Genomic DNA, 24,799 nt, shown 5'->3' with positions numbered 1-24,799 from the left:
CGGCGTGGCAAAGGCAATGAAGTGGAGTGGGTGAACGGGTCATGGCGGGTTTCCTGACAGGACTGCCGAAGGGCATCGGGCCGAAATTGGCGATCATAGTGGGACTGGGCGCCGTCGGCCTGCTCGCGGCGGGAAAGATCGACCGCCCTGCCGCTACCGAAGAGAAAACGGTCGAATCCGCGCCGCAGGAAAGCGGCACGACCCCCGTTGCCGCCGCTCCGGTCCAGCTCGCCGAACGATCCCGTTCCCAACCGGTGGAAGTCGATCCCCATGCCCTTGTGGTGAAGCGCGTGCTCAGCATCGACGGGCCGTTCCGGCATGGCGACTATGTCTGGGACGAAACCGGCGCGCCTGCCATCGGGCCGATCATCATCACCATCGACCTCAAGGCGCAGACATTGTCCGTCTTTCGCGGAGGCTATGAAATCGGGGCCGCCGTCATCCTGTATGGCGCGGATGACAAGCCCAGCCCGCTCGGCGCGTTTCCGATCACGGAAAAGGATGCCGATCATGTATCGAACCTCTATGACGCGCCGATGCCCTATATGCTTCGGCTCACCAATGACGGTGTGGCCATCCACGGCAGTGATGTGAAATGGGGCAATGCGACCCATGGCTGCATCGGCATCCCTACGCCCTTTGCAAAGAAGCTGTTCGGGGTTGCGAAGCTGGGCGACCTGGCGATCATCACAAACGGGCGGATGTTGGACACCAGCCACGCCGATCCGGGCTGATCGCGTTCAATCCGGCCCGCAGAGCGGTTCTCCCGCGCGGTCTCGGGCGGCAAGCGCGGGTCCGGCCTGCCCGGCTATGCGCGGGAAGCTGACTCCCTCCAGCGAGCCGCGTCCGTCGCAAAGGTCAGCGCATTTCATATCCACCACGCCCGGCAAGGCGACCTGATCCCCATCATATTGCGCGACGATGATGCATTGATCGGCCGCGTCGAAGCGGAGGATCAGCTTGTCGCCCGCCCGGCGGGCGCTGCCCTGTCCATGGCAATGCTGTTCAGCACCGAAAATCGCCTCCAGCCCGAAACGGAGCGTTCCGTCACGGACAGGAGCGATGCAGAGAAGATCGCGGCCGGCTTCATGGCTTCGCTGGAACAGGCCGACGGGCGAAATCTTGCCGGCATCGGCGATGACGCCGGATGCGATCGCGGCCCGTTCCAGGCCGGAGGCGGAGGGGACGTTCGTGCGGTCCTCCGCCTGATCCGGGCCGCCCGTCCTTTGACAGGCCGCCAGCAGGAGAAGCAGGATTAGGCTAGTCCGCCGCATCGACCTCGCTAAGCCCCTCCGCGCCTATCCGGCGGAAAAAGCAGGAACGCGCGCCCGTATGGCAGGTGGGGCCAGCGGGATCGGCCTTTATCCACACCGCATCCTGATCACAATCGATGCGAAGATCGCGAACCGCCAGCATGTTGCCGGACGTTTCACCCTTCTTCCACAGGGACCCGCGGCTGCGCGACCAGAAATGGGCAAGGCCGGTTTCGATGGTGAGCGCCAGCGCCTGCGCGTTCATGTGCGCGACCATCAGCACATCGCCGCTGCCGGCATCCGTCACGACAGCCGTGATAAGGCCATTGTCGTCATATCGGGGATTGAGGGTAAGCCCCCTGTCGCGCGCGTCTTCCATGGCTTGCGCTATAAAAGGCGAAGCGACGAATGCGAAGCCCCTTATCGCGGGATGTCCGGGAGAAAATGGGGCGACCGATGGGATCCGAACCCACGACCTCTGGTACCACAAACCAGCGCTCTAACCAACTGAGCTACGATCGCCACAGCGCCTTTCGGCATCGGGAGAAGCGGCACATATGCGGCCCATTCCCCCTCGTCAAGCATACAAATCCGTCCGGATGCAGATAAGGCGATTATGCGGTTCGCGAACGCGCGTTCGTTGCGGTTTTGGGAGGGGAGCGGCCCTTGCGCGGGCCATCCCCGCTGCGACCCGGCCTCGCCTGCGGCTTGGCAAGTCACGCTCCCCTCCCTTTGCGGGAGGGCGGCATGACGTCCGTTAGCCGGTTTCCGTGCTGAATGGCGGAACATGGCCGAAAACGACCATCGCAGGACGACTCTCCAAAAAGAAAAAGGGAGGCAGGCTTCGTGCCCCCTCCCCGTTCCTTTCGGCAACAGCCCGCATCCGGAAAACCGATGTGGACTCCACTCTCCTGAAATGCTTCCGACCGCGATGCCGGCAATTTGTCGGATTTGGGCGTTTCCCGATGGATACGCCCGGCCCGTCAGTTGACCGCGTCTTTCAGGCCCTTGCCTGCCTTGAACTTCGGCTGGGCAGATGCCTTGATGGTCATCGTTTCGCCAGTGCGCGGATTGCGGCCGGTCGAAGCCTTGCGCTGCGAAACGGAAAAAGTGCCAAAACCGACCAGACGTATTTCGTCGCCCTTTTTCAGTGCGCCCGTGATAGCATCGAATACGCCCTCGACAGCCTTGCTGGCGTCGTTCTTGCTAAGACCGCTGCTTTCGGCAACCGCACTGATAAGATCCTGCTTGTTCATGCCTTGGGAACCCCCTTGTAGCTGTTTGGTGACTTAGGAATCGCGGCGTAGGCGCGGCAATAAGGCCCAGCTTTCAGCGCCTGTCAAAGGGAAAGCGACAAATTCCCCCGGTTCTCTGCATTTTTGCCCGTTCAGAAGCAAAATGCAAGGAAATCAGCGATCCCAGGTCGCGCCTTCCCCGTCAATGCCGAAGCGTGGCCTCTCCATCCCGGCCCGATGTCACGGGCGGTTGAGCGGCAAGGTCGTCCTCCTCCGTCCAGGTGATCGCCTCAGGGAGCGAAACCAGCGCGCGGGCCAGCACTTCGTCGACATGACTTACCGGCACGATTTCAAGCCCTTCGCGGATATTGGCCGGGATTTCCGTCAAATCCTTCTCATTCTCCTGCGGAATGAGCACGGTCTTGATGCCGCCGCGCAGCGCGGCCAGCAGCTTTTCCTTAAGCCCGCCGATCGGCAGCACCCGGCCGCGCAGCGTGACTTCGCCCGTCATCGCCACATCCTTGTGCACCGGGATGCCCGTCAGCGTGCTGACGATCGTCGTCACCATGCCGATGCCCGCCGAAGGGCCATCCTTCGGCACAGCCCCTTCGGGCAGGTGGATATGGATGTCCTTGCGGTTGAAGATGCTGGGCTTGATGCCATAGCCGGGCGCGCGCGCCTTCACATAGGAAAAGGCCGCCTGAACCGATTCGTTCATGACATCGCCGAGCTTGCCCGTGGTCCGGATCGCGCCCTTGCCGGACACGGTCACGGCCTCGATGGTCAGCAACTCGCCGCCCACTTCCGTCCACGCAAGGCCGGTGACGGCGCCGATCTGGTGCTCTTCCTCGCCCACGCCATGACGGAATTTGCGAACGCCCGCATAATCCGCCAGATTTTCGGAGGTTATGACGATCTTGTCATAAGCGCCCTCCAATATCTTCCGCAGCGCCTTGCGGGCGAGACGGGCGATTTCACGCTCCAGCGTGCGGACGCCGGCCTCGCGGGTATAGTAGCGGATCAGGTCGCGAACCGCATCTTCGGTGACTTCGAACTCACCGTCCTTGAGGCCGTGCGCGTCGATCTGCTTGGGCAGCAGGTGACGCTGGGCGATCTCCACCTTTTCATCCTCGGTATAGCCCTCCAGCCGGATGATTTCCATGCGGTCGAGCAAAGGCTGAGGCAAATTCAAGGAGTTGGCGGTCGTCACGAACATCACGTCTGAAAGATCGACGTCGATCTCCAGATAATGATCCTGGAACTTGCTGTTCTGTTCCGGGTCCAGCACTTCCAGCAGGGCGGATGCCGGATCGCCCCGGAAATCCTGCCCCAGCTTGTCGATCTCGTCGAGCAGGAACAGCGGGTTCATCGTGCCCGCCTTCTTGAGGTTGGTCACCACCTTGCCCGGCAGCGAGCCGATATAGGTGCGACGGTGGCCGCGAATTTCGGCCTCGTCCCGCACGCCGCCTAGCGACTGGCGCACGAACTCGCGGCCCGTCGCCTTGGCGATGGAACGGCCGAGCGATGTCTTGCCCACGCCCGGCGGGCCGACGAGGCACAGGATCGGGCCTTTGAGCTTGTTGGTGCGCGCCTGCACGGCGAGATATTCGATGATCCGGTCCTTGACCTTCTCCAGCGCGAAATGATCCTCATCCAGGATCGCCTGCGCGCGCTTAAGGTCGGTCTTGACCTTGCCCTTCTTGCCCCAGGGCAAGCCCAGCAGCACATCCAGATAGTTGCGGACGACCGTGGCCTCCGCCGACATGGGCTGCATCGCCTTGAGCTTCTTCAACTCGGCACTGGCCTTGGTCCGGGCTTCCTTGCTGAGCTTGGTCTTGGCGATCCTTTCCGCCAGTTCGGCAAGTTCGTCGCCTTCCTCGCCCTCGCCATTGCCCAGTTCGCGCTGGATCGCCTTCAACTGTTCATTGAGATAATATTCGCGCTGGGTCTTTTCCATCTGCCGCTTCACGCGGCCGCGAATCTTCTTTTCGACCTGAAGCACGCCCAACTCGCCTTCCATGAAGGCGAACACCATTTCGAGGCGCTTGACCGGATCGGCCTCGACCAGCAGCGTCTGCTTGTCGGACACCTTGACGTTGATATTGGCGGCGACGGCATCGGCCAGACGGCCCGCATCCTCGATCTCGCGAAGCTGGACGGGGGTTTCGGCCGGCAGCTTCTTGTTGAGCTTGGCATAATTTTCGAACTGTTCGGCGACCGAGCGCATCAGGGCGGCGGCCTCCGGACCTTCGGCGGCCGCTTCCTCCACCGGCGAAACCTCCGCCGTCAGATAGCCGTCCACCGATTCCATCGATTGAAGCTGGGCGCGATGCCTGCCTTCCACCAGCACGCGGACGGTGCCGTCGGGAAGCTTCAAAAGCTGGAGCACCACGGCGATGACGCCCGTGTCGTAAAGGGCGTCCCGGCCCGGATCATCCTCCGCCGGGTCGAGCTGGGAAACGAGGAATATCTCCTTGTCGCCCTCCATCGCCGCTTCGAGCGCAGCCACGCTCTTGTCGCGGCCGACGAACAGCGGAACGATCATCTGCGGGAAGACAACGATGTCGCGCAGGGGCAGAAGCGGATAGTTCGTAGTCATTCATTCTCCTGGACCTGCTTTCCAGGTCCATATGCAATCCATCGCCTTTATGGGGACGACCATCGCAGCAATCAATCGCCCCTAAAGGGAGACAAGGTAAAGCCGGAACCGGATGCAGGCCATTCCGCCCGTCAGAACGGCAGTTTGAAGCCGGGGGGCAGCGAAAGGCCGCTGGTCATCTTCGCCATTTCGGCGGAACTGACTTCATCCGCCTTCTTGCGCGCATCGTTGAAGGCGGCGGTCACCAGATCTTCGAGCATCTGCTTTTCAGACGGCGCAAGCAGGCTTTCGTCGATCGAAACGCCGACGATACGGCCCTTGGCCGATGCACGCACCTTGACGAGGTCGCCGCCTGCCGCGCCCTCCACCTCGATCTTGTCGAGATTGTCCTGCGCGCGCTGCAATTCCTCCTGCACGCGGTTGGCCATGCCCAATATTTCGTTGAGATCCTTCATGCCTCATGCACTCCATTGTTCGAGCTTGCCGTCCAGCTCGGCGTCGGGGAAAGCCTCCAACGCGGCTTTGACGACCGGGGTTTCCAGAATGACGGCGCGTTCTTCCGCCGCCTTGCGCTGTTCTTGTTCCAGCAAGGTCGGCGCGGCCGGGCCATCGCTTTGCGCGACGCGCCATGGCGCGCCCGTGATTTCGCGCAAAGCGGGCGTCAGGCGGGCGGCGAAGTCGGATGCGAGGGCGGGCGTGGCCCTGTAGTCCAGCTCCGGCGGCGCATAGCGGACGAGGCCGACGCAGTCGTGCAGCTCCTGCGCCAACTGCCCCTTGCCATGCTGCCAGAAGGCTTCGATCAGATCCTGGAAGCTAGCGGGCAGCTTTGCCGCCGGGCTGGATGAGGATTCGGCGGAGGCGGCAGGCGCGTTGGCCGCGATCGGTCCGCCTTCGCGCAGCATCCGGGCGATGTCGCCGGGGTCGGGCATGGCCGCGGCGTGCATCACGCGCAGCAACGCCATTTCGCAGCTTTCGATGGGGAGAACGGCGCTCGCCACCTCGTCATGGCCCTTGAGCAGAAGCTGCCACAGGCGATGGAGCGGCGCGAAACCAAGCTGCGAGGCCCAGTCGGCGATGGCTTCCCGTTCCTCGGCGGACTGGCCGGGGCTGGCGATATCGCGCCCCGCCTTGACCAGCGTGACGGCGTGGACCAGTTCCAGCAGCCCGCGCATCAGCGAAAGGGGTTCCACGCCCAGCGCATATTGATCGCGCACGGCGGCGAGCAGCGGCGCGGTTCCGCCCTCCAGCAGCAGGGCGAGCAGGCGGCGCACCGATCCACGGTCGGAAAGGCCCAGCATCTCGCGCACCTGCGCGGCGGTGACGAGCGGCGCGGAGTCCGCCGGTTGATCCGGCCCCATTTCGGCATGGGCGATCGCCTGATCGAGGATCGAGAGGCCGTCACGCGCGGAACCTTCCGCGGCCTGCGCGATCAGGGCAAGCGCATCGGGTTCGGCGGCGACCCCCTCCGCCTCGACCACATGGGCGAAATGGCTGGCGAGCAGTTCGGCGGGGATGCGGCGCAGGTCGAACCGCTGGCAGCGGGACAGGACCGTCACCGGCACCTTGTTCACTTCGGTCGTGGCGAAGAGGAATTTCACATGCGCCGGGGGTTCCTCCAGCGTCTTCAAGAGCGCGTTGAACGCGTTCTTCGAAAGCATGTGCACTTCGTCGATGATATAGACCTTGTAGCGCGCGGAGACGGCGGCATAGCGCACCGCCTCGATGATCTCGCGCACATCGTCGACGCCCGTATGGCTGGCGGCGTCCATTTCGATGACGTCGATATGTCGCCCCTCGGCAATCGCCTTGCATGGCTCGCACACGCCGCAAGGGTCGATGGTGGGGCCGCCCTGCCCATCAGGACCGACGCAGTTCAGCGCCTTGGCGATGAGGCGCGCGGTTGATGTCTTGCCCACGCCGCGCACGCCGGTCATCAGGAAAGCGTGGGCCAGCCGCCCCCGCTTGATGGCGTTGCCCAGCGTCTGGACCATGGCGTCCTGCCCGATCAGTTCGCGGAAGGTGCGCGGCCGGTATTTGCGCGCCAGGACGCGATAGGGCTGAGGGGAATCGGACATGGGGCGCAATCTAGCGGCTTGGAACGATGCTGTCGAAGCCGCAAAAGCCTCTCGAAATTATGATCGCGTGGCCGCCCCGTCGGGGATCAGATCGTCCATGACCGTGAAGGCGGGTGGGAGCCGGAACGACCCGTGACGAAATCGTTGTGGCTGCTTCCGTCAGGACCTGACCAGGTTGGCGACGATCACGTCCGCCCGACTCCCGGCGCGGCATATGGCGAAGTGCGCCGGCGATGGCAAGGGGGCGCGCAAGGAAGGCGGCGGTCATTCCGGCCCCTCGCGCTTGGCCTGCGCCACGAAATCCAGTGCTGACGCTGCCGTTTCGGCAATGGCGGCATCAGCCTTCGCCTCATCCACGGCCGGCCGGTCGAGATAGATCGCCAGCAGATATTCCGCGCCCGAAGGCGATTTGACCAGCGCCACGTCATTATAGGCCGTGCCGCAGCTTCCGGTCTTGCCGCCCGATGTCCAGCCTTCCGGCAGGCCCGCCTTGATCCGCCGATCGCCGGTCTTGCTCCGGCTGAGCCATGTCCGCAGCTTTTCGGCGCTTTGCGGTTTCATGTCCTTGAAGATCAGGCGCGCCATCAGAGCCGCCATCGCCGCCGGACTGGTGGTGTCGCGGGGATCGCCCGGTTCATTCTCGTTGAGGTCCGGTTCCTTGCGGTCGAGGCGGGACACAGTGTCGCCATAAGCGCGGAAGAAGGCCGTCAGCCCCTCCGGTCCGCCGACCATGGGAAGGAGCAGATTGGCCGCGCTGTTGTCGCTGACCTCCACGGCCGCCGCCGCCAGCTCCTCCATCGACAGGCGGCCGCGCTTCAGGTTCTGCTTCACGACCGGCGCATAGGGAAGAACATCGTCCTTGGTGAAGGATACCTGCCCTTCCAGCCCGAACTTGCCGCCTTCGGCGCCCAGCAGGATCGCGGCGGCCAGAGGCGCCTTGAAGGTCGAGCACATCGCGAAGCGCTCGTCGCGGTTGAAGCCAAGGATCAGCGCGCCCGAACTGTCCACCAGCGCGACCCCGAGGCGGCCGCCGGTTTCCTCCTCGATCATCTTGGGATTGCGGACGGTTTTCAGTGCGGATTGCGGGATCACGTAACGCGGCGCGGGCGGCATCAGCGACGGGCGCTCGCTCTCCTGCGCGAGGGAGGGAGCAGCGGCGAACAGCGCGCAGGCGGTCAATAGCGCAAGGCGCATCGGATGCTTCATGACGATCCTCACATGCCCTGCATGTTGCAGGCTTCGGACGGAATATGGACGGTCAGGCTTTCCAGCGCCGCGTCCAGCACAATCTGGCACGAAAGGCGGCTGGTGCGCGTCGCGGCGGCGGCTAGGTCGAGCATGTCCTCCTCCTCCTCCGTCGCATGGGCCAGGCTGGGAAAATCGGCGGCGTCGACGATCACATGGCAGGTGGAGCAGGCCATCTGCCCTTCACAGGTGCCTTCCAGCGGCTGCCCGGCCGCCTGCGCGACATCCAGAAGAACCGCACCGGGCGGAGCGTCCACCTCCTGCCTGCTTTCGCCGTCCGCGCTGATGAAGACTACCCTGGTCATTGGTGCGACGCTCCCTTATCGCGGCGTGCCTTGCATGGCCGCCGCCTTATTGATCGCCTGTGCAGCATCCTCCAGTTCGGCCGGTGTCGTATAACGGCCAAAGCCGATCCGCACCGATCCCCGCGCCTGCCCGTCCGAAAGGCCGAGCGCGCGCAGCACATGGCTAGGCCGACCCGACCCGCTCGCGCAAGCGCTGCCAAGCGAAAAAGCGACATTGCGGCAATCGGACAACAGGCGCGCGCCGTCCAATCCGTCGCGGCGCAGGTTGAGATTGCCGCGATAGCGCCGGTCGGCGTCGCCGTTCAGGGTCCAGTCGAGGAACAGGCCGCGCGCCAGTTCCCAGAGGGATTCGACATGGGCCTGATCGCTGCCGGCGCGTTCCCGCATCAACCGGGCGGCCATGCCCAGACCGGCGCACAATGCGGGCGAAAGCGTGCCGGATCGCAAACCGCCCTCCTGTCCCCCGCCGTGGAGGAGCGGGCAAAGCGTCACCCCGTCCCTGATCCAGAGCGCGCCGACGCCCTTGGGACCGTGGATCTTGTGCCCGCTGATCGCGATCATGTCGCAGGAGGGCGGGATCGGCACGCGGCCATAGCCTTGCACGGCGTCGCAGAGGAACGAGGCTCCGGCGGCGTGGGCAAGGGCGGCAAGCGCCTCGACCGGCTGGATGACGCCGATTTCGTTGTTGACCAGCATGGCGGCGACCAGCGCGACGCCGGGTGTGATCGCCTGCCGCGCGGCGTCCATGTCCACCAGGCCATCTGGACCGACCGGCAGGACCGCCATGTCGCGCCCCTTCCGTCCCAGCGCCTCCACCGTGTCCAGCACGGCGGCATGTTCCGTCGCGATGGTGACGATGCGGCCGTCTCCCACGCCCTGAATGGCGATGTTGAGCGCTTCGGTCGCGCCGGAGGTGAAGAGAAGGCGGCCATCGTCGGGCAGCAACCGCATGACCTGTTCGCGGGCCGCTTCCACCTGCGCGGCGGCGGCGCGGCCGGGGCGATGGGCACTGTGGGGATTGGCGAACTGATCGCGAAGCAGCGGCGCCATGACGTCGAAGACTTCGGGCGCGAGCGGCGTCGTAGCCTGATAATCGAGATAGATGGTCATGGCCGCGCACGCTCCGCCATGGCGGTCCATTGGGCGAGGAAGCGGTCTATGTCCGCCTCCCCGGTCGCGGGGCCGAAGCTGACGCGAACCACCTCGCCCGCCGCCCTTTCGTCATAGTTCATGGCGCGCAGGACATGACTGGTCTTGAGCGACCCCGACGAGCAGGCGCTGCCCGCCGACACCGAAATGCCCGCAAGGTCGAACTGGATAAGCTGGGCGCGGGCGGACAGGCCCGGCATCCGATAGCTGGCGATGGAGGCGATGCGCGGCGCGTCTCGGGCGATGACCTGTCCGCCGGCGGCCTCTATCGCGGCATCCAGCCGGGCGCGCAGACGCGCCGCGACCGCGAGCCAGTCGGCGCGCGCCTCCAGCGCGGCAGCCATGGAGAGGATGCCGGGGAGATTTTCCGTCCCGGCCCTGTAGCCCTGCTCCTGCCCGCCGCTCGGCTCCAGCAGCGCCAGATCGCGGATCAGCAGCGCGCCCACGCCCGGGGGGCCGCCGAATTTATGCGCGCTGATCGCGATCATGTCCGCATCCGGAAGCGGGAGCTTGCCCGCACTCTGGGCGCAATCGGCAAAGAGCAGCAGATTGCCGCGCTCGATCCGGTCGAGCGGCTGGATCACGCCGGTTTCGTTGTTGACATGCTGGATGGCGAGCATGAGTTGCGGGATGGGATCGATCCGAACGGCGGCTAGATTAATGAGGCCGTCGGCATCCACCGCCAGCCGCCCCGCCTGCGGGGTCACGCGCAGCACCGAATCATGCTCGACTGGGGACGTGGCGATGCGACCTGCCTTTGCGCGGGTCAGCCCGATGGCGATCGCCTCGCTCGCGCCGGAGGTGAAGAGGACATGCCCGGCCCAGCCCAGCGCCGCCGCGATCCGCCGCCGCGCATCCTCCAGCGCGGCGCGGGCGGCGCGGCCGTCGCCATGCGGGCTGGAAGGATTGGCCCAGCGTTCCAGCCCCGCGATCATCGCGGCCTTCGCCTGCCCCAGCATCGGGGTGGTTGCGGCATGGTCCAGATAGAGACGGTCGGCGGCCAAGGAAAACACTCATCGATTGCGGAAATGGTCGCGCCCTCTATATAGGCTGTCCGCGGCGCAGCGCCAGCAAAGGCTTGTCCGCGCCCCAAGCATCCATCAGCCGCTTGCCGGCCAAAACGATAACAGGTGCCATGCCCGACGTAATCTTTCCTGGACCCGAGGGTCGCCTCGAGGGCCGCTTCAGCCCCCCGCCCCGCCCGCGCGCGCCCGTCGCGATGATCCTGCACCCCCACCCGCAGGGCGGCGGCACGATGAACGACCGCATCACGCAGGCGCTCTACAAGACGTTCGTGAAGCGCGGTTTCGCGACGCTGCGCTTCAACTTCCGGGGCGTGGGCCGCAGCCAGGGCACGTTCGACAACGGCATCGGCGAGCTGTCCGACGCCGCCGCCGCGCTCGATTGGGTGCAGAGTTTCCATCCCGAAGCGCAGACCACCTGGATCGCAGGCTTTTCCTTCGGTGCATGGATCGGGATGCAATTGCTGATGCGCCGCCCGGAGATTCGCGGCTTCATCTCCGTCGCGCCGCCCGCCAACATGTATGATTTCTCCTTCCTTGCTCCCTGCCCGTCGTCCGGCATCATCGTGCAGGGCACGGCGGACGAGGTCGTGACCGCCAGCGCGGTGCAGAAACTGGTGGACAAGCTGCGGACCCAGAAGGGCATCACCATCCATCACGATGAAATCCGCGGCGCGAACCACTTTTTCGAACATGAACTGGATCAGCTCATGAAGTCGGTCGACAATTATCTGGACATGCGCCTATCGCCGGATTCCCCGATCCGCTGAGCGGTACGGAACCGGGCAAAGGCGGGGCCGGTCGAGAGGCCGCCCCTTTGAACATCCGACAGCCCATGGTCTTGCGACGGCTGTTTTCGATCATTTTCCGCCATTCAATATCCGTCATCCCAGCGAAAGCTGGGATCTCGTTAGGCCTGGTTATGCCCTAAGAAGAGATGCCAGCTTTCGCTGGCATGACGGAAGGGGGTCAATAACAGACGTCGCGCCAATTCAGGGCGTGGAATTTTCCAGACCGGGCAGATCCGGCCCCGGAATGGCGGATATCGCGACATTGGCGAACATGACAAGGCCCGCGACGATCATCAGCACGCCGCGTTTGCGATCGTCCTTCTTCACGATGGCGTAGATGCCGCCGCCGGTCAGGGCCATGCCCGCCAGCATCAGGATGGATAAGATCGCGCCTGCCATGAACGGGGCCATAAGGGCGGCGGTGGACTGTGGCAATCCGTTGCCGCTCCGCCTAAGAGGCGCGGGAAACGAATCACCTTCGCGGTGAAGGGATATTCATATGAAAATCGCCATTGCTTCCGATCATGCCGCCGTGGACCTGAAGGCGGAGCTTGCCGACTGGCTGCGCGCCGAAGGGCACGCGGTCGACGACCTTGGCCCCGCGACAGCGGACCGGGTGGATTATCCCGATTATGGCTACAAGCTGGCGAAGGCGGTGGCGTCGGGCGCCGTTGAACGCGGCGTCGCGCTTTGCGGATCGGGGATCGGCATTTCCATCGCGGTCAACCGCAACCCGGCCTGCCGCTGCGCGCTGGCCGGCGAGCCGCTGTCGGCGGCGCTCTCGCGCGAACATAACGACGCCAACGTGCTCGCCATGGGCGCGCGCCTGATTGGCGTCGATATGGCGAAAGCCTGCATCACCGCTTTCCTTTCCACCGAATTCGGCGGCGGCCGCCATGGTCCCCGAGTCGACAAACTGTCCAAGCCCGCGCTGTAAGGAGCACGCCCATGAGCACAGCAACCACTTTGGCCCAGCCCGCCCTGTCGGACATCCGTTCGGAAGGCTATTTCACGCGCGGCCTGGCCGATGCCGATCCGGCGGTCTTCGCCGGCGTCACTCATGAACTGAAGCGCGAGCAGAACCAGATCGAACTGATCGCTTCGGAAAATATCGTCAGCAAGGCGGTGCTGGAGGCGCAAGGGTCCGTCTTCACCAACAAATATGCGGAAGGCTATCCGGGCAAACGCTATTATCAGGGCTGTGCGCCCTCGGATGAGGTGGAGCAACTCGCCATCGATCGGGCGAAACAGCTTTTCAATTGCGGCTTCGTGAATGTGCAGCCCCATTCGGGCGCGCAGGCGAACGGCGCGGTGATGCTGGCGTTGACCAGGCCGGGCGACACGATCATGGGCCTGTCGCTGGACGCTGGCGGCCACCTGACGCATGGCGCGAAGCCCGCCCTGTCGGGCAAGTGGTACAACGCCGTGCAATATGGCGTGCGCGAAGACACGCACCTCATCGACTATGACGTCTTGGAGCGACAAGCGGTCGAGGCCAAGCCGACGCTCATCATCGCGGGGGGCAGCGCCTATCCGCGCCATATCGACTTCGCCCGGTTCCGGGCCATTGCGGACAAGGTCGGCGCGCTGTTCATGGTGGACATGGCGCACTTTGCGGGCCTCGTCGCGGGGGGCGCACATCCGACGCCCTTCGGCCATGCCCATGTCGTGACCACGACCACGCACAAAACGCTGCGCGGCCCGCGCGGCGGCATGATCCTGACCGATGACGAAGCCATCGCAAAGAAGATCAACTCGGCGGTGTTCCCCGGCCTCCAGGGTGGGCCGCTGATGCATGTCATCGCGGCGAAGGCGGTCGCTTTCGGCGAAGCATTGCAGCCGGAGTTCAAGACCTATGCCCAGGCCATCGTGACCAACGCGAAGGCGCTCGCCGGCAAGCTGGAGCAGCGCGGCCTTGCCGTCGTGTCGGGCGGCACGGACACGCATCTGGCGCTCATCGACCTGCGGCCCTACGGCATTTCGGGCAAGGATGCGGACGAGGCGCTGGAGCGCAGCTTCATCACCTGCAACAAGAACGGCGTGCCGGGCGATCCGCTGCCGCCTACCAAAACCAGCGGCATCCGCGTGGGTTCGCCCGCGGGCACAACGCGCGGCTTTGGCGTGGCGGAGTTCGAGGCCATCGGCGACATGATCGCCGACGTGCTGGAAGGCCTGCGCGACAAGGGCGAGCATGGCGATGCGGCGGTCGAAGCCCATGTGCGCGAGCGCGTGTCGGCTCTCTGCGCCCGTTTCCCGATCTACGAAGGGTAAGCGGCATTGCGTTGCCCTTTCTGCTCGCATGAAGACAGTCAGGTAAAGGACAGCCGCCCGACGGAGGATGGCAACGCCATTCGCCGTCGGCGGCAGTGCGAAGCCTGCGGCGCGCGCTTCACGACCTTCGAGAGGATTCAACTCCGCGATATCTGGGTGATGAAGAGCGAAGGCCGCAAGGAGGCGTTCGACCGCGACAAGCTCGCGCGCTCCATCGACATTGCCTGCCGGAAGCGGCCCATCGATCCCAGCCGTCTGGAAAAGCTGATTTCCGGCATCCAGCGGCAGCTCGAAACCAGCGGCGACAGCGAAGTGCCTGCCCGTTCCATCGGCGAGATGGTGATGCAGGGGCTGAAACGGCTCGATAGCGTCGCCTATATCCGCTTCGCCAGCGTCTACAAGGACTTCACCGACGCACGCGATTTCGAGGATTTCGCCAGCACGGTGAAGGAGGTCGGGAGTGAGTGAGGGCAATCCCCTGCACCACTTCCGTTCGTGCTGAGCAGCCATTGAGCGAAGTCGAAATGGCGTATCGAAGGATCGTGCAGCATCAGGCAGCCGAGATTGCAGGTTATACCCAGAAGCGGCGTCCCATAACCCTGATATGGCAGCAAGATTTCCACACGCGCGAAGAAGCGCTTGTCGCCGAACAGGGCTTCGGCAAGCTCAGCCCTTACTCAGGACGAACGGAGATATGGAGACATTGCCCCCCGTCATAGTGCTCGTCCGGCCGCAACTGGGCGAGAATATCGGCAAGGCGGCGCGCGCCATGCTGAACTTCGGCCTGACGGAGATGCGGCTGGTATCTCCGCGTGACGGCTGGCCCAATCCCGATGCCGGGCCATCGGCGGCGGGCGCGGACATCGTGCTCGACAAGGCCGTCGTTTTCGAAAGCCTGGCCGACGCCGTATCCGATTGCGCGCATGTCTATGCGACCACGGTGCGGAAACGCGGCGTCACAAAGCCTGTCGTCACGCCGGAGGAAGCCGCGCGCGAAATTCATGGCGCGCAGGGTCGCTGCGCCTATGTCTTCGGGCCGGAGCGCTCCGGGCTTGAAACGGAGGATGTGGCGCTGGCCCGGAAGATCCTGACCGTGCCGATCAACCCGGAATTCGGGTCGCTTAATCTGGCGCAGGCAGTGATCCTGTGCGCCTATGAATGGTCGAAGCAGGCGGCGCTGGAGCAGCCGACCGTGACCGAGCTTGGCGAACCGGCTCCGCAAGCGGAGCTTGAGGGGATGATCTCCCAATTCGAGACGCTGCTCGACAATGCGGGCTATTTCTTTCCGCCTGACCGCGCGCCCGCGACCAGGCGGACCCTGCGGAACCTGCTGACCAAGCCGGGCTGGAACCATCTGGAGGTGCGCACCCTGCGCGGCGTGCTATCCGCGCTGAGCAATCCGCGGGCTCGTTAGCCTTTCAGGCGATCGAACTCGTCCATCTCATAGGCGATGGAGACTTCGACCAATTGATCCCACAACCCGGCGATCGCGTCGCCGGGCGCGCCCAGTCTTTCCGCTTCTGCGCGGGCGTTGGCGATGACCAGCGCCTTGCGTTCCTCATCGCGGACGTGCCCGCGTTCCGGCTTGATCCGGGCGGCGGCGCGCATATGGGCGAAGCGCTGGGCGAGCAGCGCCACGATCTGGCGGTCGATCTCATCCACGCCCGCGCGGACCTGCGCCATCGTCGTATAGCTATCGGGGTTCATGGGCAGGCTGACTAGGCCCAGAGCAGCGCCCTGTCGAGGGTTGACATCATCCGCCCCCTTCTTCATACGCGCGCCTTCGCGATTGGCCCCGCATCCCGGTGAAGCGGCGGCCCTGCCCCTTTTTTTGAGGCAAGCAGGCGACGACCGGGAAGACCGTTGTTAGCGATTGTAAGGAATTATCTATGACGAAGCGCACCAGCGCCAAGTACAAGCTCGACCGCCGCATGGGCGAGAACATCTGGGGCCGCCCGAAAAGCCCGGTCAACAAGCGTGAATATGGCCCCGGCCAGCACGGCCAGCGCCGCAAGGGCAAGATGTCCGACTATGGCATCCAGCTCCGCGCCAAGCAGAAGCTGAAGGGCTATTACGGCGACATCACCGAAAAGCAGTTCAAGAAGAACTATATCGAAGCCGCGCGCATGAAGGGCGACACCGGCCAGAACCTGATCGGCCTGCTGGAGCGCCGTCTGGACGCGGTCGTCTATCGCGCCAAGTTCGCGCCGACCATCTTCTCGGCCCGCCAGATCGTTTCGCATGGCCACATCTATGTGAACGGCGTGAAGTGCAACATCGCGTCGCGTCTGGTGAAGCCGGGCGACGAAATCACCCTGGGCAAAAAGGCGCAGGAAATGGCGCTGGTCCTGGAAGCGCAGAGCCTGCCCGAGCGTGACATCCCCGATTATGTCGCGCCCGATGGCGCGGCCAAGGTCAGCTATGTCCGCGTTCCGACGCTGGACGAAGTGCCTTATCCGGTGAAGATGGAACCCAATCTGGTCGTCGAATTCTATTCGCGCTGACCGTTTCCGGCAGTACGGATTTCGGGAGGGGCGGCCTTTTGGCCGCCCTTTCTTTTTGGCGATTATGGGGCTTATGACCATTGCACGCCATTCGGCGCGGATCTGCAAGCCCTCATGGTCGTCTTCTTTTCCGCGCAACAATCTTGCGCAGCCTTGCATGGGCTGGCATCACGGCAGGCATCGCCATTTCGAGGGTCCCTGTCATGCATAGCTCGATCGCGGTTCTTGCCGCCGCCCTTGCCCTTTCGGCCTGCGCTTCCGATGGAGCCGGTCCGCCGGCCTCCGCCAGTGCTCTAACGCCACCGCCCGCCAGGAAGGTCGAACCGTCTGTCGACACCATGAAAAGGCTGGTGAAGCTATTGTCCTCCGACGCCTTCGAAGGCCGCGCACCGGGGACGGTCGGCGAGGAAAAGACGCTCGCCCTGCTGTCCGGCGAATTCGCCCAACTCGGCTTGAAACCCGGCAATAACGGCAGTTGGTTTCAGGACGTGCCTCTGGTCGAGATCACGACGAAGAATGTATCGCCCCTGACTTTCTCCGGCGGGAAGGCGAAGGTGCAAGCCGCCTATGGGCCGGAGATGGTCGCCGCCACCTATCGCACGACCCAGCCCCATGTCGCGGTGAAGGACAGCCCGGTCGTATTCGTCGGCTATGGCATCAATGCGCCGGAAAAGGGCTGGAACGACTATGCCAGGCTGGATGTGAAGGGCAAGACCGTCATCATCCTGGTCAACGATCCCGACTATGAAGCCGCCGGGCTGGAGGGACCGTTCAACGGGCGGGCGATGACCTATTATGGCCGCTGGACCTACAAGTTCGAGGAGGCCGCGCGTCAGGGCGCGGAGGCCGCGATCATCGTGCATGACACAGTGCCCGCCGCCTATGGCTGGAATGTCGTGCAGTCGAGCTGGACGGGCGCGCAGCAGGTCGCGGACAATGCGAACGGCAATGCCGACCAGTCCGCCGCGATCGGCTGGATTCAGAAGGACAAGGCCGCCGCCTTGATGGCGAGCGCCGGCCTCAATCTCGATACGTTGATGGCGCAGGCGAAGAAGCCGGGGTTCAAGGCGGTGCCCTTGAAAGGCGTCAAAGCCTCCCTCTCCTTCGACAACGACCTGCGCAAGCATATGTCGAAGAATGTCGTCGCCCTGCTGCCGGGAACGGCGCGGCCCGACGAATATGTGCTCTACAGCGCGCATTGGGATCATCTGGGCCGCTGTCAGGCCGCGCCGGATGGCGACGATATCTGCAACGGCGCGGTCGACAATGCGACCGGCACGGCGGCGCTGGTCGCCCTGGCGGAGGCCAATGTGAAGGCCGGGCCGACGGAGCGCAGCCAGGTGTTCCTGGCCGTGACCGCAGAGGAATCGGGGCTGCTGGGATCGGCCTATTATGGCGATCATCCCGTTTTCCCGCTCGGCCGGACGGTCGGCGGCGTCAATATGGACGCGCTCAGCATGGCGGGACCGGCGAAGAATGTCGTGGTGATCGGCAAGGGCAAGTCCGACCTCGACGCCTATCTGAACCGCGCGCTGGCGGCTCAAGGCCGGACCGCCACCGTCGAACCGACGCCGGAAAAGGGCTTTTATTACCGCTCCGACCATTTCAGCTTCGCCAAGCATGGCGTGCCGATGCTCTATTTCGAGGGCGGCGAGGATCTGGTGAAGGGCGGGACGCCGGCGGGCATGGCCGCGGCGGAGGATTATACCGAGCATCGCTATCACGGACCCAAGGACGAATATGATCCCAATTGGGACTGGACAGGCTTGGAGGCCGACGTGCAGCTTTACTTCGATGTCGGGCGGGCGCTCGCCAGTACGGCGGACTGGCCGAACTGGGTGGCGGGCGACGAGTTCCGCGCCATCCGCGACAAGAGCCGTGCCGGGCAATAAGCACCAAGGAGGGAGGGCAGGCCGCGCGGCGAAATGCCCCTCCCCCTTTTCCGCCGCTGCTGCTAAGGGGCCGCGACACTTCCCCTGAAAGGATCGCGATGACCTTCCGAATGCCCGCCGAATGGGCGCCGCATGACTGGGTGTGGATCGGTTTTCCGACCAATCCCGCCGAATGGCCCGGCGCTTTCGACGAAGCGCGGCAGCAGATCGCGGACTTCGCCACCGCCGTTCATGCGGATGGACGCGGCGAGGAAGTCCGTCTGGTCGTCGCCAATGAGGCGGATGCGGAAATAGCGCGCAAGCTGGCCCATACGGGCGTCGCCATCGTCGTGCAAACGCTGGGCGACGTATGGCTGCGCGATACCGCGCCGATTGCCGTGTGCGATGGACAGGCGCGCGCTCTGGTCGACTTCGGCTTCAACGGCTGGGGCGGCAAATATGAAATGGCGGGCGACGAGGATATCGGCGCGCGGCTGGCCGCCATGACCGGCCTGCCCACCGATACCCAGCATTGGGTGCTGGAAGGCGGGGCGATCGATACGGACGGCACGGGCCTGTTCGTCACGACCGAGCAATGCCTGCTCAACCCCAATCGCAACCCCGACCTCGACCGGGGAAAGATCGAGACGCTGCTGGCGGGGAGCCTTGGTCTTTCGGATATGCTGTGGCTGGGCGACGGGCTGCTGGGCGATCATACGGATGGGCATGTCGACAACCTCGCCCGCTTCGTCGCGCCCGGCATATTGGCCCTGCCCGAAGCGGCGGGCGAGGACGACCCCAACGCCGCCATCTATGCCGACGCGCGGGCGCGGGCCAGGGCGCATGGAGTGGATATCGTCTCCATCCCCTCCCCCGGCCTGGTGATGGTGGACGGTCAGCCGATCCCGGCGAGCTACATGAATTTCTATATCGGCAACGCCGCCGTCATCGTGCCGGTCTATGGCTGCCCCAATGACAAGGCGGCGCTGGAGGCGTTGAAGCCGTTCTTCCCCGGACGCGACATAGTGGGACTGCCCGGCAACGCCATCCTGTCCGGCGGCGGCGGCTTCCATTGCACCAGCCAGCAGATGCCATCGCGTTGAACCTGTCCTCCCATTTTCCATATTGATCGGAAAGAACGGAGTTTTCCGAATGTCTCAAGTCACCGTAGCCGCGCTTCAGCTCGCTTTTTCGGAGGACAGGACCGGCAATATCGACATGGTGGCCGCCCATGTCGTCAAGGCCGCGGCGCGGGGCGCCCGGATCGTCCTGCCGCCAGAATTGTTCGAAGGCCCCTATTTCTGCAAGACGCAGGAAGAGGCGCTGTTCGCTGGCGCGCAGCCCATGGACACCCATCCCGCCGTCCAGGAAATGCGTAAGGTGGCGAAGGCGGAAGGCGTCTATATCCCCACCAGTTTCTTTGAGCGCGATGGGCAGCATTATTATAATTCGCTCGCCATGATCGACGATCAGGGCGAGATCATGGGGCTTTATCGCAAGAGCCACATTCCCGACGGCCCCGGATATCAGGAGAAATATTATTTCCGGCCCGGCAATAGCGGTTTCAAGGTGTGGGAAACGCGGCACGGCACGATCGGCGTCGGCATCTGCTGGGACCAGTGGTATCCCGAAACCGCCCGCGCCATGGCGCTGATGGGCGCGGAGATGCTGTTCTACCCGACGGCCATCGGATCGGAGCCTTATGACGCCGACCTGGACACCAGCCGCATGTGGCGGCGGGCGATGATCGGTCATGCCGTCAGCAACTGCATGCCGGTGATCGCCGCCAACCGGATCGGCGAAGAGGACGGGCAGTCCTTCTACGGTCATAGCTTCATCACCGACGAATGGGGCGATTTCGTCGCGGAGGCCGACGCGAAGGACAACGGCGCGCTGGTGGCGACGCTTGACCTGGAACGGGCACGGAAGCACCGGGCCGGCATGGGCTTTTTCCGCGACCGCCGGCCCGAGCTTTACACGCGCATTACGCAGGATATCTGAAGGCCGGCGATGGGCCGCAGCCGTTCAGCCGCAGGCGAGTTCCACCGCCCGCGCGAACACGGCTTCGAACATTCCGGCGGTGAGCCGTCCCGTATTCTGATTATATCGAGAGCAATGATAGCTATCGATCAGAATGCGGCCATCAGGCATTTTATGCTCCGCCAGATGCCCGAAACGCGCCTTGGGCAACTTGCCTCCCAGGACCTTGACCGCCGACTGGTGGGCGATCTGACCCAGCGCGATGAAAGTCCGCGCTTTTGACAATGCCGCCACAGCCTGCGCCAGGAAGGGCCGGCAGTTGCGGGCCTCGTCGGGCGACGGCTTGTTCTGAGGCGGCAGGCATTTGACCGAATTGAGGATGATGATATCGCGCAAGGCCAGACCGTCATCCGGCCGCGCCATATAGCTGCCCTCCGCCAAGCCGAATTTCGCCAGCGTCGCGAACAGGAGGTCGCCCGCATAGTCGCCCGTGAAGGGCCGCCCCGTGCGGTTGGCTCCATGCTTGCCGGGCGCCAGGCCGATAATCGCGATTCGCGCATCGGGATCGCCGAAGGCGGGGACCGGCGCGTTCCACCAATCGGGATGTTCCGCACGGCAGGCGTCACGCAAATCCACGAGCCGGGGACAGCGCGGGCAATCATGAGGCGGCTCGGTTTGGGGCAAGGGACTTTCCAGCATCTCGCGAAGCAGATAGGCGTTCCGGGATGCCGGGCACAAGCCATCTTCATTCCTATGCGCTTTCGCTGGGTTCCAATCGTCCCTTGTCCGCCGATCGCCCTCCGGCGCGCCTGCTGCGGGAGGTAACGGAGCGGCTCGCCGAAATCGGGCGGACACGATGTGCCTCACCCCTTTTCACGACGCCTCCGCTGGGGCCGTCGCGCCGCCTTTTCACCAATGGCGCCCTGTTGCTGGAAACCGCCTTGCCCCCCGAAGAGCTGCTGCGGGAATTGCAGAAGATCGAACGCATCATGGGCCGCCGCCGGTTTCGCCGGTGGGGGGCGAGAACCATGGATATCGATATAATCCTATGGTCGGGCGGACGTTGGGAAAGTCCGCGTCTTTCCATCCCCCATCGCGCTTTCCGGACGCGAGACTTCGTCTTGAAGCCTCTCCTGGGCATCGTTCCGAAATGGCGCGATCCCCGGTCCGGCTTGACTGTGCGGCATCTCCACGGACGCCTCATGAAAGCAAGGACAAAAGATGCCGCGAGAGGTTGACCATCCGCATCAGCCTCACTAGTGCGGGCCAACCTCATTCGGGGCCCTTAGCTCAGTCGGTAGAGCAACTGACTTTTAATCAGTAGGTCGCTGGTTCGAACCCAGCAGGGCTCACCATTTTATTCACTAAAAACAAGAGCTTAATCCGATTCAATCGGCGTTCGTTCACGTACGCCTGGGATTGGTACCGGATAAGCACCGCAATAACGACTTGCCGCGCGGGAGTGGTCGATTCAGGCTATGCAATGCCCGTGGCTTCCACAGGGATAAGTAATCGGCATCTCTCACGCTATTACCTAGCCGAAAGCCTTTGAGACGCGCGGAACAGCAATGTGTCGACACCCCCGCGACGTGTGTGCCTTGCGGCCCGAACGAGGCCTCCAACGCATCCCAGGGATGCAAAAAACCAAGTGCGTTGTCATCAGACGAACTGATGCTGGCGGGAATGCCGACCTACGGAGCTAACCCCAGGCATAGACAGGGCGCAACTCCTTTTTCGCAAGGAGGTGATAGACGCTAAGGCCACTCCAGTCGACGAAGCCCGTCCATCTACCAAGTTCCTGTGTGGCATTCTTACCGAACAACTCAGCGCCAAAAATCAGGTTTAGAACATCGCGCTTTTTAGGTGCAGAGAGATCCGGAGACGATATCCATTCATTCAGAAGGAGATACTCCTCGGTGTCCCTCATGAAATCCACAGAAGAAGCAGTGATTCGGGCTTCGACCAGATCGTTGATCGCTGCCAGTTCCGAACTGAAGCGAGATACGTCCCGAAGGTAGCAAAACTTGAGCGTTATGAACGCAAAATAAGAGATGCGCTCGTTATCATAGAATGCACGCAGAACCTCTTGCACCTCGCTGGAGCGCATGAATTCTGGACCGACGAACAATGCACCGACAATAAGCAGATTGAAGACCTCCACCGAATCTCGGCGCCCAAACCTTTCTCCTTCCCGTGATCGCGTGGCGCGAAGGATGGCAAGACACTGGTCCATAATTACATGTGCAATGAGATCCTGCTGCTCCTCAGAAAACAGCGACATATTCTCGCGCAGCGATAAGCAGAGCTGTGCGATCGAATATGTCGAGCGTACCCGCGTATCGATCGCGCAGATGTAGAACATCTGTTCCACAATCGTGACAACAACATCGCCGATCAGCGCCTGCATGCCTTCAGGTAGTTCCCCCTTCATTGAACTCATCGCTACGCGGCTCAACCGTTTCAACCGCGACATTACCCAGCCGCTAATGTTTGCAAAGGCGATCTCATGCTTGGAAACCACCAATCGGATTTCGCCCATCAAGGCCTTCAAGTGCCTATGATGTCTGCGAGCGTCTTTCGGGTCTGCCGACTTGCGCAGATCATGCAAGGCTGACCGGACGTTGCGCAGCAGGCTTCCGACTTCCTGCCTAGCCAAAGAGAGCTTTGAAACGAACGGGCGAGTGAATGTTTCGACCTTCTTCTCGTTCACATAAAGTTTGTAGAACTCAAGTTGGGCGCGAATCTCGTTTTCGACCTTATCAAGAGTTTCAGTCGCATTCGAGAATACAAAAAAATCGTCCACATACCGTCGAATTTCATAGTCTTTATTAAATACCAATCCATCAACCGCAAGTTTATCTATAACTTTTTGATCCACGCGTTGCAGTATAATCTCTGCAAACACCCGTGAAAATTCTGGACCAACAACTATTCCATTCGTTTCATTGTAATTTGCGCGCTGCATAAGCTTATCAAACTGCGCTTCAAATGAGTACGCAGATTTAAATTCTTTTGCGAGCAGCTTGTCTTTAACAGCCCAGTTAACCGTATGAGAGTAAATATTATAGAAGCATTTTGAAATATCGAGCGTGCGGTATCGCAGGTAGCGTCCTTCCAACCTGATGAACTCGCGCGATCCGATGAACTTACCCAACAGATTGTATTTCCCGTACGCGAAATAAGACGGGAGGTGAGAAACGTCCGGCTGCTCCTCATCTACGAGAATTTGCGCGACACCAAGACGGAGTCGTCCTTCCACATCAACGGTCTGACTAGAGACATACGGGGAAGCAAGGTTAACCGGTCGCCTAAGTGAAATTCGTCCATCGGCGCAGTGGCTCAAGAGGCTGGAGTTATGTGCCTCGTAAAACGCCGCCATCTCTTCCTGTATGCGTGGATGAACTATACTGAGGGTCGTAGTCCGATTATCGTCCTTGGCAATCTCGTAGTTGTAGGGAATGGTGTAGTCTTTGCGACCCGAACGCATCTTTTCCCACAACCTCGCGACCTGGGAAGGCATTGTCGCGGACAAAGCCGAGTGCAGCTTATCGTTGGAGAATATGACAGGGACCTCGTACGGCAGCGTGTCTGTCAGCAGACTTCGTGCCAGAAGTGATCGTGAAGCGTCAGACATTGCGCCAAATCGCCTTTAGTTTTGAGAATCGCGAGAAAGGCACACGCACCATTCTGCGCCCCGCAAAGCCGCGCTCGAACGATAGACTGTCGATCACCCGTCGCTGTACCGGTGCCAGGCGAAGCTCGAGCGTGGTCTTAAATTTACTACCCCTTGACTTCATATGACCATGCAAGAAATTATCGATTTCACGCAGGCTCGCAGGTGCCGATGGATAGTGCTTTCCATCGATATATTCACCGCAGCGCCAATAATTGTAATAAATTCCCGCGTAGATGTATCTCGATCGTCGTATTGCATTTATGCCGCGTCGATTGATTCGATAGTTGCTTGTTAGAACACGAAGTCGATCCACTAGCATCGCTCCGTCACCGTCCTTCATGAAAGTCTTAAGGGACAAATAGATGCGCGTTTTCATAAGGCGCGTCTTCCGCTCGGCTATTGCTAGCCAGACCTTTCGCGGTTTCTCGCGGTTAACCCGCTGTTCTGCAGTAAACTTATAGCCGAGAAAATCGAAGCTAGCCTCTCTTATTCACGACGCTCGGTTTCGGGTCCGCTCTGGGCATTTGCTGCGGCTGGCTGTATTGCGCGGACGACCGGCATCGCTGGCGTTTGTTTCACCGCATTCGGATTGATGGGCTTTTCGGGTTGAAGGGCTGGGCTCGGAGTTCTGCGGCGCTGCCGCATGGGCTACGTCGGCGCAGGCTTCAGCCGGAGAACGAGGGCGCGGAACAGGTCGGCATCCGGACAGGCGGAAGCGAAGGCAATGCGGATGCGGCTAGCACTTTCTACGACGCGCGCAGCGACCTTGAGCAGCCGCAGGCGCAAGGTGGTAAACTCCGCGCTTGCCAGAGCAGCGGTCCTG

General features: G+C 62.7%; 27 protein-coding genes, 2 tRNA genes and 1 other RNA gene. 12 read left to right on the top strand and 18 right to left on the bottom strand.

Features of this window, described 5'->3' with window-relative positions:
• Positions 1–41 precede the first annotated feature (41 nt).
• On the top strand, positions 42–734 hold the full coding sequence (locus IQ35_RS00155) for a L,D-transpeptidase family protein (RefSeq protein ID WP_145071845.1): 693 nt from the start codon (positions 42–44) through the stop codon (positions 732–734).
• A gap of 6 nt (positions 735–740) precedes the next feature.
• Here IQ35_RS00155 and IQ35_RS00150 read toward each other — a convergent pair whose 3' ends face one another.
• From IQ35_RS00150 to IQ35_RS00095, 12 genes are all read right to left on the bottom strand, one after another.
• The gene (locus IQ35_RS00150; protein WP_145071502.1) at positions 741–1,274 is read right to left on the bottom strand and encodes a hypothetical protein; all 534 of its coding nucleotides are present in this window, start codon (positions 1,272–1,274) and stop codon (positions 741–743) included.
• On the bottom strand, positions 1,261–1,632 hold the full coding sequence (gene hisI, locus IQ35_RS00145; RefSeq protein ID WP_031292074.1) for a phosphoribosyl-AMP cyclohydrolase: 372 nt from the start codon (positions 1,630–1,632) through the stop codon (positions 1,261–1,263). The genes IQ35_RS00150 and hisI overlap by 14 nt, the downstream gene beginning before the upstream one ends.
• A gap of 66 nt (positions 1,633–1,698) precedes the next feature.
• A tRNA-His gene (locus tag IQ35_RS00140) sits at positions 1,699–1,775 on the bottom strand.
• Between the two features lie 461 nt (positions 1,776–2,236).
• Positions 2,237–2,509 (bottom strand): HU family DNA-binding protein, encoded by a 273-nt coding sequence (locus IQ35_RS00135; RefSeq protein ID WP_021246630.1) that lies wholly within the window; start codon positions 2,507–2,509, stop codon positions 2,237–2,239.
• A 181-nt stretch (positions 2,510–2,690) separates the two neighbouring features.
• A complete protein-coding gene (lon, locus tag IQ35_RS00130; RefSeq protein ID WP_145071500.1) occupies positions 2,691–5,087 on the bottom strand; it encodes an endopeptidase La in 2,397 nt (798 codons plus the stop codon).
• 131 nt (positions 5,088–5,218) lie between these two features.
• Entirely contained in the window at positions 5,219–5,542 is a 324-nt protein-coding gene (locus IQ35_RS00125) for a YbaB/EbfC family nucleoid-associated protein (protein WP_145071498.1), read from the bottom strand.
• Between the two features lie 3 nt (positions 5,543–5,545).
• Positions 5,546–7,171, bottom strand: coding sequence for a DNA polymerase III subunit gamma/tau (locus IQ35_RS00120; RefSeq protein ID WP_260401402.1), 1,626 nt, complete (start codon positions 7,169–7,171; stop codon positions 5,546–5,548).
• A 100-nt stretch (positions 7,172–7,271) separates the two neighbouring features.
• Positions 7,272–7,369, bottom strand: an RNA gene (ffs, locus tag IQ35_RS00115) — signal recognition particle sRNA small type.
• Positions 7,370–7,426: 57 nt separating this feature from the next.
• Positions 7,427–8,374, bottom strand: a complete 948-nt coding sequence (gene blaSGM, locus IQ35_RS00110) for an SGM family class A beta-lactamase (RefSeq protein WP_376699472.1) — start codon at positions 8,372–8,374, stop codon at positions 7,427–7,429.
• Between the two features lie 2 nt (positions 8,375–8,376).
• On the bottom strand, positions 8,377–8,712 hold the full coding sequence (locus IQ35_RS00105) for a 2Fe-2S iron-sulfur cluster-binding protein (RefSeq protein ID WP_021246635.1): 336 nt from the start codon (positions 8,710–8,712) through the stop codon (positions 8,377–8,379).
• Positions 8,713–8,727: 15 nt separating this feature from the next.
• Entirely contained in the window at positions 8,728–9,852 is a 1,125-nt protein-coding gene (locus IQ35_RS00100) for a cysteine desulfurase family protein (RefSeq protein ID WP_145071493.1), read from the bottom strand.
• On the bottom strand, positions 9,819–10,865 hold the full coding sequence (locus IQ35_RS00095; protein ID WP_021246637.1) for a cysteine desulfurase family protein: 1,047 nt from the start codon (positions 10,863–10,865) through the stop codon (positions 9,819–9,821). Before IQ35_RS00095 ends, IQ35_RS00100 begins: the two co-directional genes overlap by 34 nt.
• A gap of 131 nt (positions 10,866–10,996) precedes the next feature.
• Between IQ35_RS00095 and IQ35_RS00090 the strand changes: the two genes are divergently transcribed.
• Positions 10,997–11,653, top strand: a complete 657-nt coding sequence (locus IQ35_RS00090) for an alpha/beta hydrolase (protein ID WP_021246639.1) — start codon at positions 10,997–10,999, stop codon at positions 11,651–11,653.
• A 222-nt stretch (positions 11,654–11,875) separates the two neighbouring features.
• Here IQ35_RS00090 and IQ35_RS00085 read toward each other — a convergent pair whose 3' ends face one another.
• Positions 11,876–12,073, bottom strand: a complete 198-nt coding sequence (locus IQ35_RS00085; RefSeq protein WP_031292080.1) for a hypothetical protein — start codon at positions 12,071–12,073, stop codon at positions 11,876–11,878.
• Positions 12,074–12,173: 100 nt separating this feature from the next.
• Between IQ35_RS00085 and rpiB the strand changes: the two genes are divergently transcribed.
• From rpiB to IQ35_RS00065, 4 genes are all read left to right on the top strand, one after another.
• Entirely contained in the window at positions 12,174–12,611 is a 438-nt protein-coding gene (gene rpiB / locus IQ35_RS00080; protein WP_145071491.1) for a ribose 5-phosphate isomerase B, read from the top strand.
• Between the two features lie 11 nt (positions 12,612–12,622).
• Entirely contained in the window at positions 12,623–13,945 is a 1,323-nt protein-coding gene (gene glyA, locus IQ35_RS00075) for a serine hydroxymethyltransferase (RefSeq protein WP_145071489.1), read from the top strand.
• 6 nt (positions 13,946–13,951) lie between these two features.
• Positions 13,952–14,413 carry a transcriptional regulator NrdR gene (gene nrdR, locus IQ35_RS00070; RefSeq protein ID WP_021246643.1) on the top strand — a complete coding sequence of 154 codons (462 nt, stop codon included), beginning with the start codon at positions 13,952–13,954 and terminating at the stop codon, positions 14,411–14,413.
• A gap of 226 nt (positions 14,414–14,639) precedes the next feature.
• Positions 14,640–15,359: an RNA methyltransferase gene (locus tag IQ35_RS00065; protein WP_145071487.1), complete on the top strand. Its 720-nt coding sequence runs from the start codon at positions 14,640–14,642 to the stop codon at positions 15,357–15,359.
• Here IQ35_RS00065 and IQ35_RS00060 read toward each other — a convergent pair.
• Entirely contained in the window at positions 15,356–15,652 is a 297-nt protein-coding gene (locus IQ35_RS00060; protein WP_031292082.1) for a chorismate mutase, read from the bottom strand. The two genes, IQ35_RS00065 and IQ35_RS00060, sit on opposite strands and share 4 nt — an antisense overlap.
• A 182-nt stretch (positions 15,653–15,834) precedes the next feature.
• Here IQ35_RS00060 and rpsD point away from each other — a divergent pair, with 182 nt between their 5' ends.
• The 4 genes from rpsD (at position 15,835) to aguB (ending at position 20,321) form a co-directional block, all read left to right on the top strand.
• Positions 15,835–16,449 (top strand): 30S ribosomal protein S4, encoded by a 615-nt coding sequence (rpsD, locus tag IQ35_RS00055; RefSeq protein ID WP_021246646.1) that lies wholly within the window; start codon positions 15,835–15,837, stop codon positions 16,447–16,449.
• Positions 16,450–16,652: 203 nt separating this feature from the next.
• Positions 16,653–18,341: a M28 family metallopeptidase gene (locus IQ35_RS00050; protein ID WP_145071485.1), complete on the top strand. Its 1,689-nt coding sequence runs from the start codon at positions 16,653–16,655 to the stop codon at positions 18,339–18,341.
• Between the two features lie 98 nt (positions 18,342–18,439).
• On the top strand, positions 18,440–19,423 hold the full coding sequence (locus tag IQ35_RS00045) for an agmatine deiminase family protein (protein ID WP_145071483.1): 984 nt from the start codon (positions 18,440–18,442) through the stop codon (positions 19,421–19,423).
• Between the two features lie 49 nt (positions 19,424–19,472).
• Positions 19,473–20,321 carry an N-carbamoylputrescine amidase gene (aguB, locus tag IQ35_RS00040; RefSeq protein ID WP_145071481.1) on the top strand — a complete coding sequence of 283 codons (849 nt, stop codon included), beginning with the start codon at positions 19,473–19,475 and terminating at the stop codon, positions 20,319–20,321.
• Between the two features lie 24 nt (positions 20,322–20,345).
• Here aguB and IQ35_RS00035 read toward each other — a convergent pair whose 3' ends face one another.
• Positions 20,346–20,999, bottom strand: coding sequence for a uracil-DNA glycosylase (locus IQ35_RS00035; RefSeq protein ID WP_145071844.1), 654 nt, complete (start codon positions 20,997–20,999; stop codon positions 20,346–20,348).
• A 26-nt stretch (positions 21,000–21,025) separates the two neighbouring features.
• Here IQ35_RS00035 and folK point away from each other — a divergent pair, with 26 nt between their 5' ends.
• Positions 21,026–21,538, top strand: a complete 513-nt coding sequence (gene folK / locus IQ35_RS00030) for a 2-amino-4-hydroxy-6-hydroxymethyldihydropteridine diphosphokinase (protein WP_145071479.1) — start codon at positions 21,026–21,028, stop codon at positions 21,536–21,538.
• A 41-nt stretch (positions 21,539–21,579) separates the two neighbouring features.
• Positions 21,580–21,655, top strand: a tRNA-Lys gene (locus tag IQ35_RS00025).
• 344 nt (positions 21,656–21,999) lie between these two features.
• On the opposite strand, the gene drt3b is transcribed toward IQ35_RS00025, so the two are convergent.
• The 3 genes from drt3b to IQ35_RS00005 all read right to left on the bottom strand — a co-directional run.
• Positions 22,000–23,934 carry an antiviral reverse transcriptase Drt3b gene (drt3b, locus tag IQ35_RS00020; protein ID WP_145071477.1) on the bottom strand — a complete coding sequence of 645 codons (1,935 nt, stop codon included), beginning with the start codon at positions 23,932–23,934 and terminating at the stop codon, positions 22,000–22,002.
• Positions 23,927–24,352 (bottom strand): hypothetical protein, encoded by a 426-nt coding sequence (locus IQ35_RS00015; protein ID WP_158636560.1) that lies wholly within the window; start codon positions 24,350–24,352, stop codon positions 23,927–23,929. Before IQ35_RS00015 ends, drt3b begins: the two co-directional genes overlap by 8 nt.
• 272 nt (positions 24,353–24,624) lie before the next feature.
• On the bottom strand, positions 24,625–24,799 hold a 175-nt coding region (locus tag IQ35_RS00005; protein ID WP_199739889.1), incomplete at its 5' end, for a transposase.

This window comes from Sphingobium wenxiniae (genome assembly GCF_007830065.1).
Lineage (GTDB): Bacteria > Pseudomonadota > Alphaproteobacteria > Sphingomonadales > Sphingomonadaceae > Sphingobium > Sphingobium wenxiniae.
Note: the sequence above shows the minus strand (reverse complement) of the source record. Positions and strands in the feature narration are given on the sequence as shown.